This is a genomic window from Candidatus Eisenbacteria bacterium (assembly GCA_016930695.1).
Classification (GTDB): domain Bacteria; phylum Orphanbacterota; class Orphanbacteria; order Orphanbacterales; family Orphanbacteraceae; genus JAFGGD01.
The window spans coordinates 24,730-41,022 of record JAFGGD010000056.1; the positions used below are offsets into that span (position 1 = coordinate 24,730).

A 16,293-nucleotide genomic window follows, 5' to 3' on the forward strand; every position below is an offset into this window, starting at 1 on the left:
TCCTGTCACCGGTGACCTTTTCTTGAAACGGTTCGTCGCGCCCAGTGTAAGGAGGAATCTCGCGGGTCGTCAAGGAATACCGATCCGGCGCCCGCCGGCGGCTCGCGGGTCGATCGCGGCGGGCGCCGAAAGGGAGGCCGGGCTCAACGGGCGCCCGCCCTTTCCCTCTCCAGAAGCTCGCTCACCACATGGAGGAGATCGTCCCGGTCGACCGGCTTAATGAAAACGCTGTCCGCGCCGAGGCGGCCGGCGAGATCGAGGTAGTCCTCCGGCCCGAGCCTTCCTCCTCCCGAGATCGCAATAATGGGAACGCGGGGATAGTCGCGGCGAAGCGTGGCGATCACCTCGAGCCCCTCCTTCTCGGGCATGATGATGTCCGTCACCACGAGGTCGGGCGTCCTCTCGGCGATGCGTTCGAACCCCTTCGCGCCATTCTCCGCATCGTCCACTTCGTATCCGGCCTCTTCCAGGATCATCCGGAGCATCATTCGCACCTGATGGTCGTCTTCAATCACCAGTATTCGCGGCACCGGTTCCTACCTCCACTTTCTCGTTGCTGTCGAGTGCTTCGCGTATTGCTCCCGCAAGCTCTTTCTTCTCCACGGGCTTCTTGATGAGCCGACGAATGCCGGCTGCGGCCCCTTCCCCCTCCCGCAGGTCGACTGTCTTACCCGTGCAGAGAAGCACGGGAAGATCGGGGCGGATCCGCGTGACCTCGCGCGCCAGATCGAGTCCGCTCATCTCCGGCATGACCCAATCGGTGATCATCAGGTCGAAGGCGCCCGGTTCGACGCGGAAACGCTCCAGCGCTCCCTTTCCCGACGTGAAAGCCTCGATGCGATACCCGAGCCCCTCGATCATCATTTTTCCCAGATCGCACACCGGTTCATCGTCGTCCACGTAAAGGATCCTCTCCCCCCTCCCCCCCTCGATCCGGTGAGAGGGAGTCTCATCGATCTTCCCGGCGACCCGCGGCTTCTTTTCTCCGCCCGCCCCCGCCACGGGGAGATACACGGTCGCCGTCGTACCCACGCCCGGCTTGCTCTCCAGGCGGATGTCGCCGCCGTGGGCGTGGACGATTCCATGCACCGCCGCGAGCCCGAGACCGGTCCCCTCTCCGACCTCTTTTGTCGTAAAGTAAGGTTCGAAAACGCGCCGGAGAGTTTTCTCGCTCATTCCTCTTCCCGTGTCCCGGACCGTGAGCCGCGCGTAACGACCCGGCGCGAGACCCGCGGCGCCCTCCTCTCCCGCGGCAACGGCCGTCTCCCGCAGCTCCACCGTCAGCGTTCCATCCTTCCCGCTCATGGCGTGAAAGGAGTTGGCGCAGAGGTTCATCACCACCTGATGGATCCGCGTCGATTCGGTGCGGACCGCCATGCATTTCTCGTCGATCCTCTCCCGGATCGTCACCCCCGGAGGCGTCGACCCCCGGAGCAGCTTGAGCGCCTCGTGGATCACCGGCTGGATGCGGAGCGGCCTCAAGTCCGGGTCGTCCTTCCGGCTGAAGGCGAGAATCTGGCGGACAAGATCCGACGCCCGTCGTCCCCCCTCGCGGACCTGTTCGAGGCAGACCCGGACCTTCCCTTCCCCCGGCGTTTCGTCCAGCGCCATTTCTGTGAAACCGAGCATCGCGTAGAGCAGGTTGTTGAAATCGTGGGCGATTCCCCCGGCGAGGGTGCCGATCGCCTCCATCTTCTGACCCTGTCGGATGCGTGCTTGGATCTCCACTTCTCGGGTCACGTCCCTCTTGACCGCCACGTAGTTGATGATCCCGCCTTCGCCGTCCCGGATGGGCGAGATCGTCGCATCGGTGTGATAGAGGACGCCGTCCTTTCGCCGGTTGACGATCCTCCCCCGCCAGACTCGGCCCCGGGTAATGGTCCCCCAGAGGTCGCGATAAAACGCCTCGTCCTGCTCGCCGCTCTTCAGTATGCGGGAGTGGCGGCCCACCGCCTCCTCACGGGAATAACCGCTCAGCATTTCGAAGGCGTGATTGATGTACTGAATGGTCCCTTCCGGATCGGTGATCATCACCGACTCGCCGAGACTCTCCACGGCGGTGGAGAGGCGAACCCGATCCTCCTCGTTCCTCCGCATATCGGTGATGTCGGTGGCGATGACCAGCGCCGCCGTCACGCGCCCCCGTGCGTCCCGGTAGGGGTGGACGGTGCTGTCGAACCAGCGCCATTCACCGTTGATCAGGCTTTGGTGTCGCTTCCGGAGCTCCCGCCCCGATTCGATCACGGCGCGCACGTCGCTCATCTGCGCTTGCGCCACCTCGGGCGGAAACAGTTCCTCCATCCGCCGGCCCATAAGACCGTCCGTTTCCATTCCGAAGCTCGCCGCCGCCACGTCGTTGACGAAGAGGATCTTTCCGTCTCCGTCGACGACGATGATTGCGGCGCCGACGTTTTCCACCAACAGGCGATACTTCTCCTCGCTCCCCCGAAGGGCGTTCTCCGTCCGGATCCGCTCGCTCACGTCGAGGAAGACGATCTGCGAAGCCCTTTTCCCCTCGAACTCGATCCCCGTGCCCGCCACGTCCGCGTCGAACTCGGTTCCGTCGAAGTGCCGGAACCGCACGCGGAGCAACGGGACCTCGACCCCTTCCCGGTAGATCTGATCCACGCGCTTGCGGGCGACCTCCCAACTGGACGGCGCCACCATGTCCCAAATCGAGAAGCCGATCAGCTCCTCCGGATCCGCGCCGAGGGCTTTCGCAGCCGCGGGATTCACGAACACCACCTTCTCCTCGGCGTGGATCAGAATCGGGATGGGCGAGTGGTCCACCAGGTTGCGATAGCGGCTCTCGCTCTTCAGTATCGCTTCCTCCGACCGCTTCTCGATGGTGATGTCCCTGTGGGTGCCGGTCATGCGGATCGGCCGGCCCGTCTCGTCCCTTTCGGTGATCTCCCCCTGATTCCGAATCCATCGATACGTTCCTTCCCCGTACCGATAGCGCATCTCCACTACATAAACCTCGTTCCGTCCTTCCAGGTAATCCCGCACGGTCAGGGAGACTTCCCGCCGGTCCTCCGGGTGGATCCTCTCCCACCACTCGGCGACTCGCATCCGCATTTCCCGGATCGGCTCGTCTCCTCCGGGAGCGACCACGGTCGTGTACACGATCTCGCCGGTATCGAGATGCCAGTCCCAAATTCCGATACGGTCCCCCCTGAGCGCGAGGGAGAGTCTTTCCTGGGTTTCCCGCAAAATCCGATTTGCTTCGCGTTCCTCGGTGACGTCGTGGGAGATGCCGCAGATGCCCGCCACATCCCCCGCCTCGTTTCGAATGGGAGCCTTCACGATATGGAAAAAGTGGAGGTCCTCGCCCACCATGCCCGTGATGTTCTGCGTCACCGTCTCGCCCGCGAGAACGCGACGGTCCGAATCCTCGACGGTATCCGCCTCCTCCGCGGTCGCCGGACCCCCACCGTTCTTTTGGAATACCTCATGCGTGGTCAGTCCGGCGATTTCCGCCTCCTTCCGCCCGAACACCCGTTCCATCGCCCGGTTGATTTTGCGGAAACGGAGGTCCTTGTCCTTGAGGAAAACGGAATCGGGAACGGAATCGAAAAGCGTTCGGAGGGTCTCCTCGCTCTCCCGGAGATCGGCCTCGGCGCGGCGGCAGGTCGTCACATCCCGGAAGGAAACGAAACGGGCCATCTCGCCGTAGTAATCGACGGCGCGTCCCGAAACCTCGCAGAAGCGTCGCTCGCCGTCGGGACGGACGATCCAGACCTCGTAGGGAGTCATGTCGGCGGCCTGGATTCTCTCCCGAGCGGTTTCGCCGGACTCGGGCGCCAGGAGATCGAGCAGGTTGCCGCCGATCAGATCGGCCCGGTCGCGGCCGAAGAGATCGGCGAACGTCTTGTTCACGAAGAGGAGATCGCCCCCCCTGTGGATGGCGATCCCTTCGAAGGCGAGGTCGGTGAGATGGCGGAGGCGTTCCTCGTTCGCCAAATGGGCTTCGCGCATCCGGCGTGACTCGGTGACGTCCCAGCCGGCGCCGGCGATTCCCGTGATCTTTCGCGCCTCGTCCCGCAGAGGGGACGCCACCACATCGAAGACCATCGGACGGCCGCTCAAGCGAACCTTCACTTCTTCATGCGCGGGGAGGCCGGTCTCCAGCACCCCTCTCTTGACGCCGGCGAGGCGGACCGCGTCCTCGGGAGGGAAGAAATCGGCGTCGGTCAGGCCGATCACGTCCGCCTCGACGAAGCCCTCCACCGGATTGCGGAGCCATGTGTAGCGGAGATCGTGATCCTGCACGAAGAGACGCGCGCCCGCCGCGCTAAGGCAGGCGTCGACGAGGGCGTCCTTGCGGTCCCTTTCGCCCAGTTCCGCCTCCAGCTCGCGAATGCGCCGAAGAAGCGCCTCCGTTTCGGCCGGAACCGCTCCGCCGCGGTCCTTCTCATGTGTCAAGAGGATCCCCCCGTTGCGGAGCGTCGCGCGAAGGAAGACGAACCTTTCGAGTTCGGACCGCTCCCCCGCTCTTGCCCCCTTCCATATATCGGCCGCGAAGAAATGATCCTTAATGAGAAAAAACAGCCTGGATTTCTCCTGGCCGACGCCGTTGCAAGGGGTTATGTTGGGTAGGCGGACGGAAAAGGGAGAGGGGACGATGACGAACCGTTCAAGGAACGATGAGTCCCACGCCGCCCTCTGGTGGCGCCCCGAGGGGGAGTGGATCCTCTGCGCCCTCTGTCCCCGCGGCTGCCGGATCGGCGAGGGGGATCGCGGTTTTTGCGCGGTTCGTCGGAATGAGAAGGGCCGCCTCCTCTCGGACGCCTACGGCCGTCCCACCGGGTTCGGCGTGGATCCCATCGAAAAGAAGCCTCTCTACCACTTCCTCCCCGGAAGCGCCGTCTTCTCCTTCGGCACGCTCGGGTGCAATCTGGGCTGCCGCTTCTGCCAGAACTGGGACATCAGCCGCTCGGAACGCCCCGACTCCGGATTGAGGGCGACCCCCGGGGAGATCACCGCCCTCGCCCGCCGGGAAGGTTGCGTTTCGATCGCCTACACCTACAACGAGCCGATCGTTTTCGGGGAGTTCGTGATCGACTGCGCCGCCGAGGCGCGGCGGGCGGGAATCCGGAACGTGCTCGTCACCAACGGATTCGTGGAGCCGGAAGCGCGCGCGGCGATCTTCCGGAACGCCGACGCCGCGAATGTGGACCTCAAGGCGTTCACCGACGAGTTCTACCGGGAACAGACGGGCGGCTGGATCGAACCGGTGTTGGAGACGCTCCTCTGGCTGCGCCGGGAGACCGAGGTCTGGCTCGAGGTCACCACGCTCCTCATCCCCGGCCTGAACGACGATCCCGGCGAGATCCGCCGGGAGTGCGCATGGATCGCCGAAAACCTGGGCGCCGACACCCCCCTTCACTTCTCCGCCTTCCACCCCGACTACCGGATGACCGACCGCCCCCGCACGGCGCCGGCCGGGCTTCGGGAGGCGCGGGAGATCGCCATCGCCGAGGGACTTCGTTTCGTTTATGTCGGAAACATCCTCGATCGAGAGGGATCGATCACCTCCTGCCCCGGCTGCGGCGCGACGCTCATCGAGAGGGATTGGCATTCGGTGCGGGCGAACCGCCTTCGCGGAGACGCCTGCCCGGACTGCGGCGCGGCGGTCCCGGGGGTTTTCGAGTAAGGCGAGCGGCCCGGGACGAAGGCGCGGACGCCTCCGCCGATTCCCCGTCGTTCGATGACCGCCGCCGGCCCGGCTACGACATATTCCCGGTATATCGCGATACCCGGTCCGGAGGCGCGCCGGCCCGGCTACGACTCGACGCGCCGCCCCACCGGCCTCGCCTCCACCCGATCGCTCCGGAAGAAGGGGATCAGCAGACGGAGCCGCTTGTTGTCCCAGCCGATGTCCGCGGGCGCGGGAAGCTCGCCGGCGATCACGCCGATGCCGCCGTCCGGTTGCACCATGTAGACCGCCGATCCCTCCCAGCTGGAGACGAGAAAGCCGCGGATCGGGAGAGGGACGAGCCCGTCCAGACCGCCGGCGGGCAGGGTCGCCACGTCGTGGATCGTTCCGTCGTGCCGCACTTCGTAGAGGCGATTGCCGCCGACGGCGAAGACCACGCCCTCGCTCACCGTGATGCCGTTGGGGTGGCCGAGCGCCTCGCCCGCGGCGAATGTATCCACCACCCCCTCCGTCGACACGCGCCAGATCACGTTCGCCTCGGTGTCGGTGACGTAAACGACTCCGTTCGGCGCCGCCGCCACGTCGTTCAGGAAGAGGGAGCCCTCGATCGGAATGTCCTCCACCGGAAAGCCGGTGTTCCGGTTGAAGACGCGGAGCGTGTGGATGTCCGCCACGTAGAGGCGGTCGCCGTGGATCGCCATCCCCTTGGGCGCGTCGAGGACGATCCCCTCACGGGCGCCGTCGATCCAACGGATCTCCATCTGCATGGTCGCCGGGCCGAAGCGCGTGATGAAACCGTTTCCGTCCTCGGCGGAAGGGTCGCCGTTGATGTTGGCGATGAGATAGAAATCTCCCTGCTCGTCGTGAAGGATCGACTCGGGCGTGGAGAAACCGACTCCCTGCAGGATCTGGCCCTTGTCCTCTTTCGCGCCGCCGCCGCACCCGACGAGAAACGCGAGCCCGGCGAGCAACACCAGTGCCGCACCGATGCGGATCGTTCTCCCGTTCATCTTCTCCCTCCTTTTCATCCCACGGCGCGGGCTCGTTTCGTTCGGGATTCGGGCGCCGCGCCCCTCTGATTCGTTCTCACATCGAAGAGCGGCTTGGCAAGGAGAATCGGCTCGGCGGCCATGGCGGCGTGGGCGGCGGAGAACGCGGCGGCGTTGGGGAGCGGTCGGAAGGGCGCCTTCTGCGCGGGTCATCCGATCCGCGCGATCCGCGTCCCCTCCAGGGTGAGATAGCCGCGGTGGAGGGCCGAGGCGTGGCAGCTGTGGGAGGGGATCACAGGCACGAGGTCGCCGATCGCCGCGCGCGAAGCCCGCCCGCCGCCGACGTGGGCGACGGAGTGCTCCTGCGACACCTGAAGGATCGGCGCGCGCGCGTCCGCCGCGCCGAAGCCGCCCTCCTCCCACGCGCCCAGATAACCGTAGACGGTCCGCCCCTCCCGGTCGACGACGGACTCCTTTGCGAAGTGAACCGCCCCGCCGTAAAGGACCAGTTCCCCCTCCCGAATCCGCCGGCCGACGACCGGGCAGGCGACGGCGACGGCGATCTCGTCCGGCGCGCAGCTCCCCAGCTCCATCTGCATCGCGTCGTAGAAGACGAAGTTCCCGGGACGGATCTCCTCCGCCGGATCGAAGCGGTCGGCGAGCGCGCAGGAGGGCGTGTCCCCCACAGAGATCGGGAGGGGCGCGCCCCCGGCGGCGGCGGAGGCCGATTCCCGCGCCCGCGCCATCCGAACAAGTGATTCGGCGTGGAGGCGGAGGATCTCTTCCGGCGAGCGGGCGGCGTAGGTGCGCCCGTCGTGGGTGAGGATCCCGGCGAGGGCGTGGCGGCGGGAGCGTCCGACCCGCCCGGCGAGGGAGGCGATCCTTTCCGGCCGGTCCCAGGATACGCCGGAGCGGCGCGGGCCGACGTCCACCTTGATCCAGATCCCGACGGGAACGTCGAGATCGCGCTCGACGGCGTCGAAGGATTCTTCGGCGTCGACGAGAAGGCCGAGGCGGATCCGCCGCGCGAGCCGGCGAATTCCGTTCATCTCCAAAACGTTCACCGGAAACGCGATGGTGATGTCCTTCCAGCCGGCGGCGGCGAAGCGCTCCGCCATCCGGACCGAGGAGACGGTGATCCCCGTCACCCCTCTCTCCCGGAACCAGGAGCCGATTTCCGGGGATTGGTGGGTCTTGAAATGGGGGCGGAGGCGGACGCCGGCGCGGCGCGCCTTCTCGGCCATCCGGTCGATGTTCCGGAGCGCGCGTGCGCGGTCGAGGATGAGCGTTGGGCGGACGATGCGGCGGAGCGCCTCGGGGATTCCATCAGCGGCGTTCATCGGTTTTCCTTTCCGGCGCGGGGCGATTCATCCACCCGGATCGGCAGCCCCCGATCGGCGAGGGCGGCGGCGAAGGGGGCGAAGGGGACGTCCCGCTCCGGCGAGAGGAGACCGCGGGCGGGGATGGCGCCGTCCGCGATCATGCGCGCGCCGATGGCGGCGGGGAATCCGACGGTGCGGCTCATGGCGGTAAAACGCTCGTCGCCGAGGACGGTCAGCTCGAAGCGGACGCGGAGGGGGCGACCCGCGCGGGTTCCCTCGGCGTCGACGCGGACCACCACCACGTCCCTCTCCCCCGGGCGATAACGGAGGCGCGGCCCCAGCGCCTCGGCGAGATACGACTTCCGGTCGACCGATGCGCCGCCGACCTCCACCGGTTCGTCGTCCAGAAGGCCGAGGTCCGCCATCATCTTCCAGACGGCGGCGTGCCCCGGCCGGCGGAGGACGTAGCGGCCGAACTCCCGGAGGCCGGAGAGGTCCGCGTCGAGATGGTCGAGCCAGGCGGCGGCGTCCCCGTTGGGATACGCCTCCAGCTCCCCCTGCCCGTCGACATGCACGGTATGAATGTTCGAGGGATCGAAGATCATCCCCGCCGGAATGACGACCGCCCGTCCCTCCCGGATGATCCGGGCCGAGCGGTGGTAGGAGCGGACCGTCCCCTCGAAGTTCCAGGTCACTTTATAGCGAAGGGGATTGTCGTCGGCGCCCCGCGCGGGGAAGCCGGCGCCGTAGCTCAGGAGACGGGTCAGATGGTCGAGCCGCCGCGCCGCCTCGCCGAGGAGGACCAGGTCGATCCCCGGGTCCATCCCGAGCCCGGGGAGAAGGGCGAGCCCCCTCCGGCGCGCCTCCTCCCCCGCGTCCTCCATCTCATCCCCCGGATAAGACGCCGTCACCACGTGCACACCGGCCCGGACCGCCGCCCGGACGACCCCCGCGTGAAGGGGAATCGGGAGAAGGTCGACGCAGACCGCGTCCCCGCCGCGGAAGAGACGGCCGAGAGCCTCGGGATCGCCGGCGTCCACTCCACGCACTCCACGCCCGGCGTTCCCCGAAGAGCGGCGCGCGCTCCTTTCGGATCGATGTCGGCGGCGATCACCCGATCGAAGCCTCCCCGCTCGGCAAAATCCGCCACCGCCGCGCGGCCCTGCATCCCCGTTCCCAGAACGATCGCGCGCATCCTCCCCCCCACTACCACGGGAGCCGGTAAAGCACGGCGCCCGTCTCCAGCCGGATCCCCTCAGGCAGCACGGTGATCTCCCCGGCGGCGACGTCGAGGCCGAAGAGGTGGACCGGCCGCTCGCCGTCGATCCGCACGCGCGTGCCGACCGGGACGAGGGCGAGGCCGTTCAGCGTCCAGAGTCCCTCCTCGTCGATCGGATCGACGGAGAAGTAGCCGTCCAGCGAGGAGGCGCGGAGAGCGAGAAGCGCGGGACCGGCGCGGACGTCCGTGTCGGGAACGCGCGCCCCGGCGTCGAGGAGAAGGAAGTCGTCGGCGCGCAGGTCGATCGGCCCGTGGAGGTGGCGCACGCGGACCGGTTCGCCGCCGCGGGCGAGCGCTTCGACGAGCGCCGCCTCCCCGTCCAGAGGGTGGGCGAGCGAGGAGCGCCCCGGCATCGCCATCGGACGGACTCTCTCCGCTCCCTCCCAGAGGACGAGGCGCGGCTCGACGACCGGCTCCGGACGGAAGGCGTCCAAGAGGGCTTCGAGCGCGGCGCGGCAGGGGACGTCCGGCGCGTGTTCCAGAAAGCGGGCGACCTCGGCGTAGCTCCGCGAGCGAACCACCCTTTCGCAGACGAGCCTGTTCCGCGCCTCTCTCTCCCGAAGGAGCGCTTCTTGAAGAGGGGGCCAGTCCGCGAGCCCCGCGCGGATCGCCGCGAGGCGTGTGCGCGCGTCGAGAGGGGCGCCCGCCTTGAGGAGGCGTTCCGCGGCGGCGCGCCGGCCGGCGGCGATCGCGGTCTCGAGCGGAGTGCTCCCGTCGTCCGCCGCGGCGCGCGGGTCCGCGCCGAAACCGAGGAGGAGGTGGACGATCTCCTCGCGCCCGGCGCGCGCGGCGTAGTGGAGAGGGGTGAACCCGGCCCGATCGCGGACGTCACGCGACGCGCCCCGCGCGAGAAGAGCGCGGGCGATCTTGGCGTCCCCCTTGTCGATGGCGAGACGGAGGGGCGAAGGGGCGGGGGGATGGTTGGGGTCGGCGCCGTGATCGAGGAGGATGCGGACCAGATCGTAGCGGCCCAGCTGCACGGCCCACGGAAGGGGATACCCCCGCGTCTCCCGGCCCTCCCAGAGGAGGCCGTTCGCGGGCGCCCCGGCGCGGAGGAGGGAATCGACGGCGGGCGCGTCGCCGTCCAGAATCGCCGCGTAGAGGGTCTTGGCGTGCGCGGCGGCGGGCAGGGAGAGCGCGGCCGCCAACGTGAACCGACCGATCCATCGCATCGCCCGCGGGATTGTCACCGTTTCGCCCCCTCTCCCCCGCAGATTATCACAGGGAGCTTTTTCGGTGAAGCGACGGCTTCGATGCCGGATTCCCTCCGGGCGAAGCGGGGAGATGTCCTGCACCGAGAGCGGAAGAGGGCCGGGGCGAGGGTGCCTTTACCGCATCTCGTCCAGATGCTCGATCGCCTTACCGTACGCCTCGGCTAGGTCCTCCTCGTGAATCACCACGTCCCCGGCGAGAAGGGAGAGCGCGAGGACCAGACCGTTTCGACTGCTCGGGTCGGCGTTGGACGCGAGGTAGAGATTGTCCGCCAGGCGGTCGTATTTCCTCGTGTAGAACTCCTGCAGCTCGTATGTCAGGGACAGTCGCAAGAGCGTTCGGTAATCCAGATGTTCGAGGGTCCCCAAACGCGTCGCCAGATCCCACGCATGTCTCTGCAACTCGGGCACCCCGAATCCGCCCGGTATCGCCGTCCAAAGAACACCCAGACTCACCGGCTTCTCGGATCCGTCCATCCGGGTGAGGAGAGCGTGCAGGGAATCCCGCACGACGGCGTGATGAGGGGCGATCGCGTCGATCTGCCCCTTGTTGAACTCCATTTCCGCGCGGATCAGCGTCAAGGATTCCTCCGCCCGCGCCTTCTCCCTCTGCTCGATCCTCTTCTCGTTGACGAAGAGTCCCAGAAACACACCGAGCAATATGAGAACGACCTCGAACAGCATCCGGCCGATCGGAAAGCGGCCCCGGGTTTCCATCATCCCCGCGCTCCTTCGTTGGGATCCCGATGATGCGGCGACATGGGGAGAAGTTAGAAGACGGACTTCGCTTCGTCAAATGGAATGAGCGGGCGCGAAGCGCGGTTCCTTAACGACGGACATCCATAGGGTCACGACCGTTTCCGAGCATGACGTCGAACGCCTCGTCCCAGTCCCGGTCGACCCACTCTTCATAGTAATCGGGGCTTCTCTCGGAAAGGATTTCGTCTCGAATCGGGTGCCAGACTCCGTCGAAAGGCTCCTCGACCGCCATCATCGTGTCGACGGCCCACTGTCGGAATTCAATCTTGGAAATCCTCGCGTCCGCCAGGTTCGCTCCTCGGAAGTCGACGATGTTCTTCCACTCCCTCACGCGGCATAGATCGGCTTCCCGTAGGTCGGCTCCACGGAAATTCGCCCCGCACAGAAAGGACGATTGCTCCGGACGAGCACAAAATCCGACGTGCCGCAGGGACGCTTTTCGCAGATCGGCCCCCTCCAGGTCGACCAGCATCATGGTCGCCTCTTCCAGATCGGCGAACCGTAGATCCGCGCCGCGAAGATCGACCAGAACGATCTTCGTTCCCCGCAGGCTGGCGTTCATCAGGTCGGCTTCTCGAAACGTGACGTTCCAGAGCCACGCATCGTCCAGATTCACGCTGGCGAGTTCCGCTCCCGTGAAATCCACGTTCTTTATGTGCGCCCTCCGCAGATCGACTTCCTCCATCTTCGCTCCGCTCAGATCGATCTCGTCCAGCCAGACATCGGAAAGGTCGATTTTCCTGAGAGACGAACCGCGTTGACACAGATACTCCAGCGCCTCGGATCTTCCCACACTCCCCTGCATTCCTCTCGTCGAATTGAGGATGTCCCATGCCTGGAAACGCCTGTCCGCGCAACCGGACGGGAGAAAGGCGATCAGGAGGAAGACCGCGAAGAGGATGGACGGGGTAGGTCGATAGCGGGAATCCGGACGGTTCATGGTCGCCGCCTCACTCGAAATCATAACGCACGTCGTCCGTCGGGAAACGCACCGATGTCGACGGCACCACTATACGGCATGTTTTGCTTTCGGTCTATATGCTTCCTTTCTTATTTTTAAGGATCGTCGGCGGCCTCCACTTTCCCTTTCTACACATTCATTCGGATGCCGATCAGTTCCTCCACGTCCTCGATGTCCTTCTTCTCCTCCATCCGGATCGCGATCGGCCGGATTTTTCTGTGCTTCTTCCCGCTCTTGAATTCCTCCTTCCTCTCCTCCGATAGAACGCTTTTCAGGATTCTCTCCTCGGCCCTGTCCGAGAAATAAAATGCGACGAGAAACGCGTTCTTCCTCACGGAAACCCAGAAGATCGTCTTCGACTTCCGCGTCACCTTCATGAGCCAGCTCTTCCCGTCCTTGTAATACCTCCATTCCTCCTCGAACTCCGGATGCCGCTCGTGCAGCGCGCCGAAAAGCGCCTCCCACACGACCTTTCTCTTCCCGATATGGGAGAAGACCACCTCTTCCGTCGGGAACTGATCCGGGTCGTTTAGAACGGGTCGGTCATTCGGCATACATCTCTCCGAGTCAGGAAGTCGATACCGGCGCCGTACTCATGAACAGGCGCGCGAGGAGGCCGGCGGCTATTGGTAAGGCGACGGCGTACCCCAGCACGGCGACGTTCTGCAGAAGCATCCATCCGGAAATCGGGCCGGCACCTCCCGCGAGGCACAACGCTCCGCCGATCAGCAGAGTTCGGCGCACGTACCCGGCTTCGCGGTTTCCGCCCAGCGTGAGCGCCGAGAGAATCATGGTGAGGTGAGAGGTTCTGGCGCCCGTCCACCCCCCGGCGATCTCGCCGCCGCGCCGCTAAATCCACTCCCGGTCCTGGACCGAGTACCGGCGTCCGCGGGGACCATCGTCGTCCAAGAGCGCCGGGACGAGGGCGCCGGGCAGAACGGTGTCGATTTCATGATCGGCGTGAGGGCCGCCCATGTCCGTTTTGAGCCAACCGGGGTCCAAGGTGTTCACCAGAACGCCGGTATCACGTAGTTCCGCCGCCAGATCCAGCGTGTACTTGTCGACCGCCGCCTTGGAAACACCGTAGGGCGCGAGATGCGGGACATCCCGGATCCCCGAGGTGATGTTGACGACCCGCCCGAATCTTCGCTCGATCATTCCGGGAACGAAGGCGTTGCACATCGCCACGAGCGCGTGCAGGTTGATCTGGAACGTCTCTTCCCAGACCTTCTTGGGAATCTCCCAAATGCTCCGCCATTCGTTCTGCACCGCGGCGTTGTTGTAGAGAATGTCGACGCGGCCCGGTTTTTCACGCACGCCGTCGATCACCGCCAGCACGCCGGCGTCCGTCGCGAGATCGCCCTCGACGGTGACCTGTTCGACGTCATGGTCTTTCAGCACGTGAACGGTCTCGTCCAAATGTCCGATCGTGCGGGCGTGAAGGATCACGTTGCACCCTTCCCCCGCCAACCCCACCGCGATCCGTTGCCCGATTCCCCTGCTCGAACCCGTGACGAGCGCCCACTTGCCTGACAGAGCGTGCATACCTCACCTCGCTTGATTCATCCCCCTCGAACGAACACGAGTATAGACGTTTTCGCCCCTCCGGTTTGCAGACAATATCGCCGGCGCCTTGGTATTGGCCTTCTCCCTCTCCCGCAAGCGGGAGAGGGAGAAAATGATTTCGATTGCGATAGCGATCCCGATCCCGATAGCGATGGCAAGCCCTTCGCGGATCCTCGTAACCAGATACCTTTTCCTCCGCTCCGCTCCGGAAAAGTGAATCAGGTTACGAGGGGCTTTCAATCCCGATAGCGATAGTAAGGCTGTGGGTACCGGATACCTTTTCTCGTCGCTCTGCTCCTCGAAAAGAGAATTCGGTACCGAGGCGGCCCTCCCCTTCCCCCGCCGGGCTCCCTCTCGGTGCCGTCTCGACTCGCCGGGCACCCACCGAAGCCCGCCTCCGTCGAGATGATAAAAAATCTGTCGAGCATTTATCGGGGCGGATGGAGGTGGGTCGGCGAGCGAGAAGAGGGAGGATGCAGAGCATCCGGACCGTGCCCCGAAGGGAGAGCCGGGGGTGGAAGGGAATAAAGCGGTAGCGATAGCGATTTCAATATGGATAGCGCAACACACATAATAGCAACGCCTTACGTTACAATCGGCATCCTCCCCTCCCCCCTCTTGCGTAAATCGCCGGCCGGGAGGATAATCAACGCACGCGGATCGAGATCCTCTTCTCGGTTGCTGCGGGGTGGGTGGGAGCGATCAACCCGAAACGCGCTCGGGATGTCGCTCGTATTTTCCCCCGAGCCTGAGCACTGGAGGATCGGCATGGCCGTCCGCATCACCGGCAAAGACCTCACCATCGAGCACGTCGTCTCCGTCGCACGAAACAACGAACCGGTCGAACTCGCCCCCGAGGCGCGCGAACGCATCGTCAAATGCCGCGCATTCATCGAGGAGCGCATCCAAGCGCGCGAGATCATGTACGGCGTCAACACCGGCATCGGCGAATTCAGCGAAGTGGTTCTCACCGACGATCAGGTCGAGCAGTTCCAGCGCTACCTCATCTACAACCACGCCGCCGGCATCGGCGATCCCTTCCCGAAAGAAGTGGTGCGCGCGGCGATGCTCCTTCGCGCCAACGTCCACGCCAACGGCTACTCCGGTTGCCGCCCCGTGATCACCGAAACCCTCGTCGCCATGCTCAACAAAGGAGTGACGCCGGTGGTCTGCACCAAGGGATCGGTGGGCGCCTGCGGCGACCTCTCTCCCATGAGTCAGATGGCCCTCTCCATGATGGGCGAGGGAGAGGCCTTTTATAAAGGCGAGCGGATGGCGACCAAGACCGCCTTCGAGAAGGCGGGCATTCCGATCCCCGGCCTCCGGGCGCGGGACGGCCTCGCCTCCATCAACGGCTCCAACATGCTGACCGGGATCGGCTGCCTCTCCGTATACGACGCCGAGCGCTTCCTCAAGATGGCGGACATCGCCGCGGCGATGACCCTCGACGCGCTCAAGGCGAACATGAAGCCTTACGACGGGCGGCTCCACGAGCTGCGCGGCTTCCGCGGCGCCGTCGCGTCGGCGGCGAACATCCGCAAGGTGATCGACGGCTCCGACCTCCTCACCGGCAAGGAAAAGGTCAAGGTTCAGGACGCCTACAGCATGCGTTCCACCCCGCAGGTGCACGGCGGGGCGCGCGATCACCTCCGCTGGACCCGCAGCCAGATCGAGATCGAAGCGAACGGCGTCGGCGACAACCCCATCTTCCTCCCCGACGATCATGTCGTCCTCACCGGCGCGAACTTCCAGGGGACGCCGGTCAGCCTTCCCCTCGACACCCTCGGCGGGGCGATCACCATGGTCTGCGTGATCAGCGAGAGGCGCCTCAACCGGATGACCAACCCGGCGCTCAGCGTCGGCCTCCCCGCGTTCCTCACCAAGGGGGCGGGAATGATGTCCGGCATGATGCTCAGCCAGTACACCGCGGACATGCAGATCGTCGAGCAGAAGATCCTCTCCACACCCGCCTTCTTCCAGTCCATCCCGGCGGCCGCGGACCAGGAGGATTTCGTCTCCATGGGGATGAACTCGGCGCTCAAGACCGCCCAGATTCTGGAGGTCGCCAACGGGGTCCTCGGCATCGAGCTGATGGCGGCCGCGCAGTCCCTCGACTTCCGGAAGTACGCACCCGGCCGCGGCACGCTCGCCGCCAAGGCGGCGATCCGCGAGAAGGTCGACTTCCTCGACGAGGACCGCCCCCTCTTCAACGATCACAACGCCATGATGGATTTGGTGAAGACCAGGCGGATTCTCGATGCGGTGGAGAACGAGGTGGGCGAACTCAGGACCTACTGATCGAGCCGTGAATCAAACAGGAACGGGGAGGGCCCAAACCGGCCCTCCCCATTTCATTCCCCTCTTCGATCGATAACGGTCTTCCGGGCCCTTTCACGCCTTTTCGAATCCACCTTTCGATTCACGCCGGAACGCATCGGGCCGGAAAAATCAGGGGAAAGAACGGAACCACTTCAATCAATCGGTGAATCCATGGTATGATAGCGAAGTATTCATGCGCTTCTCATCCGAAACAGACGAATAACGGGA

Annotated in this window: 13 protein-coding genes; 2 read left to right on the top strand and 11 right to left on the bottom strand. The window is 65.4% G+C overall.

The annotated features are described in order from the left end of the window. Positions 1 to 143: 143 nt before the first annotated feature. Both JW958_13585 and JW958_13590 read right to left on the bottom strand, forming a co-directional pair. Positions 144 to 530 (bottom strand): response regulator, encoded by a 387-nt coding sequence (locus JW958_13585; GenBank protein ID MBN1827285.1) that lies wholly within the window; start codon positions 528 to 530, stop codon positions 144 to 146. Then, on the bottom strand, positions 508 to 4,425 hold the full coding sequence (locus JW958_13590) for a PAS domain S-box protein (GenBank protein ID MBN1827286.1): 3,918 nt from the start codon (positions 4,423 to 4,425) through the stop codon (positions 508 to 510). The genes JW958_13585 and JW958_13590 overlap by 23 nt, the downstream gene beginning before the upstream one ends. A gap of 199 nt (positions 4,426 to 4,624) precedes the next feature. Between JW958_13590 and amrS the strand changes: the two genes are divergently transcribed. After that, a complete protein-coding gene (gene amrS, locus JW958_13595) occupies positions 4,625 to 5,656 on the top strand; it encodes an AmmeMemoRadiSam system radical SAM enzyme (GenBank protein ID MBN1827287.1) in 1,032 nt (343 codons plus the stop codon). A gap of 128 nt (positions 5,657 to 5,784) precedes the next feature. On the opposite strand, the gene JW958_13600 is transcribed toward amrS, so the two are convergent. The 9 genes from JW958_13600 to JW958_13640 form a co-directional block, all read right to left on the bottom strand. Further along, the gene (locus tag JW958_13600) at positions 5,785 to 6,669 is read right to left on the bottom strand and encodes a hypothetical protein (GenBank protein ID MBN1827288.1); all 885 of its coding nucleotides are present in this window, start codon (positions 6,667 to 6,669) and stop codon (positions 5,785 to 5,787) included. 188 nt (positions 6,670 to 6,857) lie between these two features. Further along, positions 6,858 to 7,988 carry an alanine racemase gene (locus JW958_13605; GenBank protein MBN1827289.1) on the bottom strand — a complete coding sequence of 377 codons (1,131 nt, stop codon included), beginning with the start codon at positions 7,986 to 7,988 and terminating at the stop codon, positions 6,858 to 6,860. After that, on the bottom strand, positions 7,985 to 9,010 hold the full coding sequence (locus tag JW958_13610) for a saccharopine dehydrogenase NADP-binding domain-containing protein (protein ID MBN1827290.1): 1,026 nt from the start codon (positions 9,008 to 9,010) through the stop codon (positions 7,985 to 7,987). Before JW958_13610 ends, JW958_13605 begins: the two co-directional genes overlap by 4 nt. Positions 9,011 to 9,176: 166 nt before the next feature. After that, the gene (locus JW958_13615; GenBank protein MBN1827291.1) at positions 9,177 to 10,439 is read right to left on the bottom strand and encodes an ankyrin repeat domain-containing protein; all 1,263 of its coding nucleotides are present in this window, start codon (positions 10,437 to 10,439) and stop codon (positions 9,177 to 9,179) included. Between the two features lie 138 nt (positions 10,440 to 10,577). Continuing rightward, a complete protein-coding gene (locus JW958_13620; GenBank protein ID MBN1827292.1) occupies positions 10,578 to 11,180 on the bottom strand; it encodes a hypothetical protein in 603 nt (200 codons plus the stop codon). Between the two features lie 106 nt (positions 11,181 to 11,286). Continuing rightward, positions 11,287 to 12,159 carry a pentapeptide repeat-containing protein gene (locus JW958_13625; protein MBN1827293.1) on the bottom strand — a complete coding sequence of 291 codons (873 nt, stop codon included), beginning with the start codon at positions 12,157 to 12,159 and terminating at the stop codon, positions 11,287 to 11,289. A gap of 149 nt (positions 12,160 to 12,308) precedes the next feature. Continuing rightward, complete coding sequence (locus JW958_13630) at positions 12,309 to 12,734, bottom strand: DUF3788 family protein (protein ID MBN1827294.1); 426 nt, start codon at positions 12,732 to 12,734, stop codon at positions 12,309 to 12,311. A gap of 13 nt (positions 12,735 to 12,747) precedes the next feature. Continuing rightward, complete coding sequence (locus tag JW958_13635) at positions 12,748 to 12,924, bottom strand: hypothetical protein (protein ID MBN1827295.1); 177 nt, start codon at positions 12,922 to 12,924, stop codon at positions 12,748 to 12,750. A 105-nt stretch (positions 12,925 to 13,029) separates the two neighbouring features. After that, positions 13,030 to 13,725, bottom strand: coding sequence for an SDR family oxidoreductase (locus JW958_13640; GenBank protein MBN1827296.1), 696 nt, complete (start codon positions 13,723 to 13,725; stop codon positions 13,030 to 13,032). Between the two features lie 789 nt (positions 13,726 to 14,514). Between JW958_13640 and JW958_13645 the strand changes: the two genes are divergently transcribed. Continuing rightward, positions 14,515 to 16,044 carry an aromatic amino acid lyase gene (locus JW958_13645; protein ID MBN1827297.1) on the top strand — a complete coding sequence of 510 codons (1,530 nt, stop codon included), beginning with the start codon at positions 14,515 to 14,517 and terminating at the stop codon, positions 16,042 to 16,044. Positions 16,045 to 16,293 lie beyond the last annotated feature (249 nt).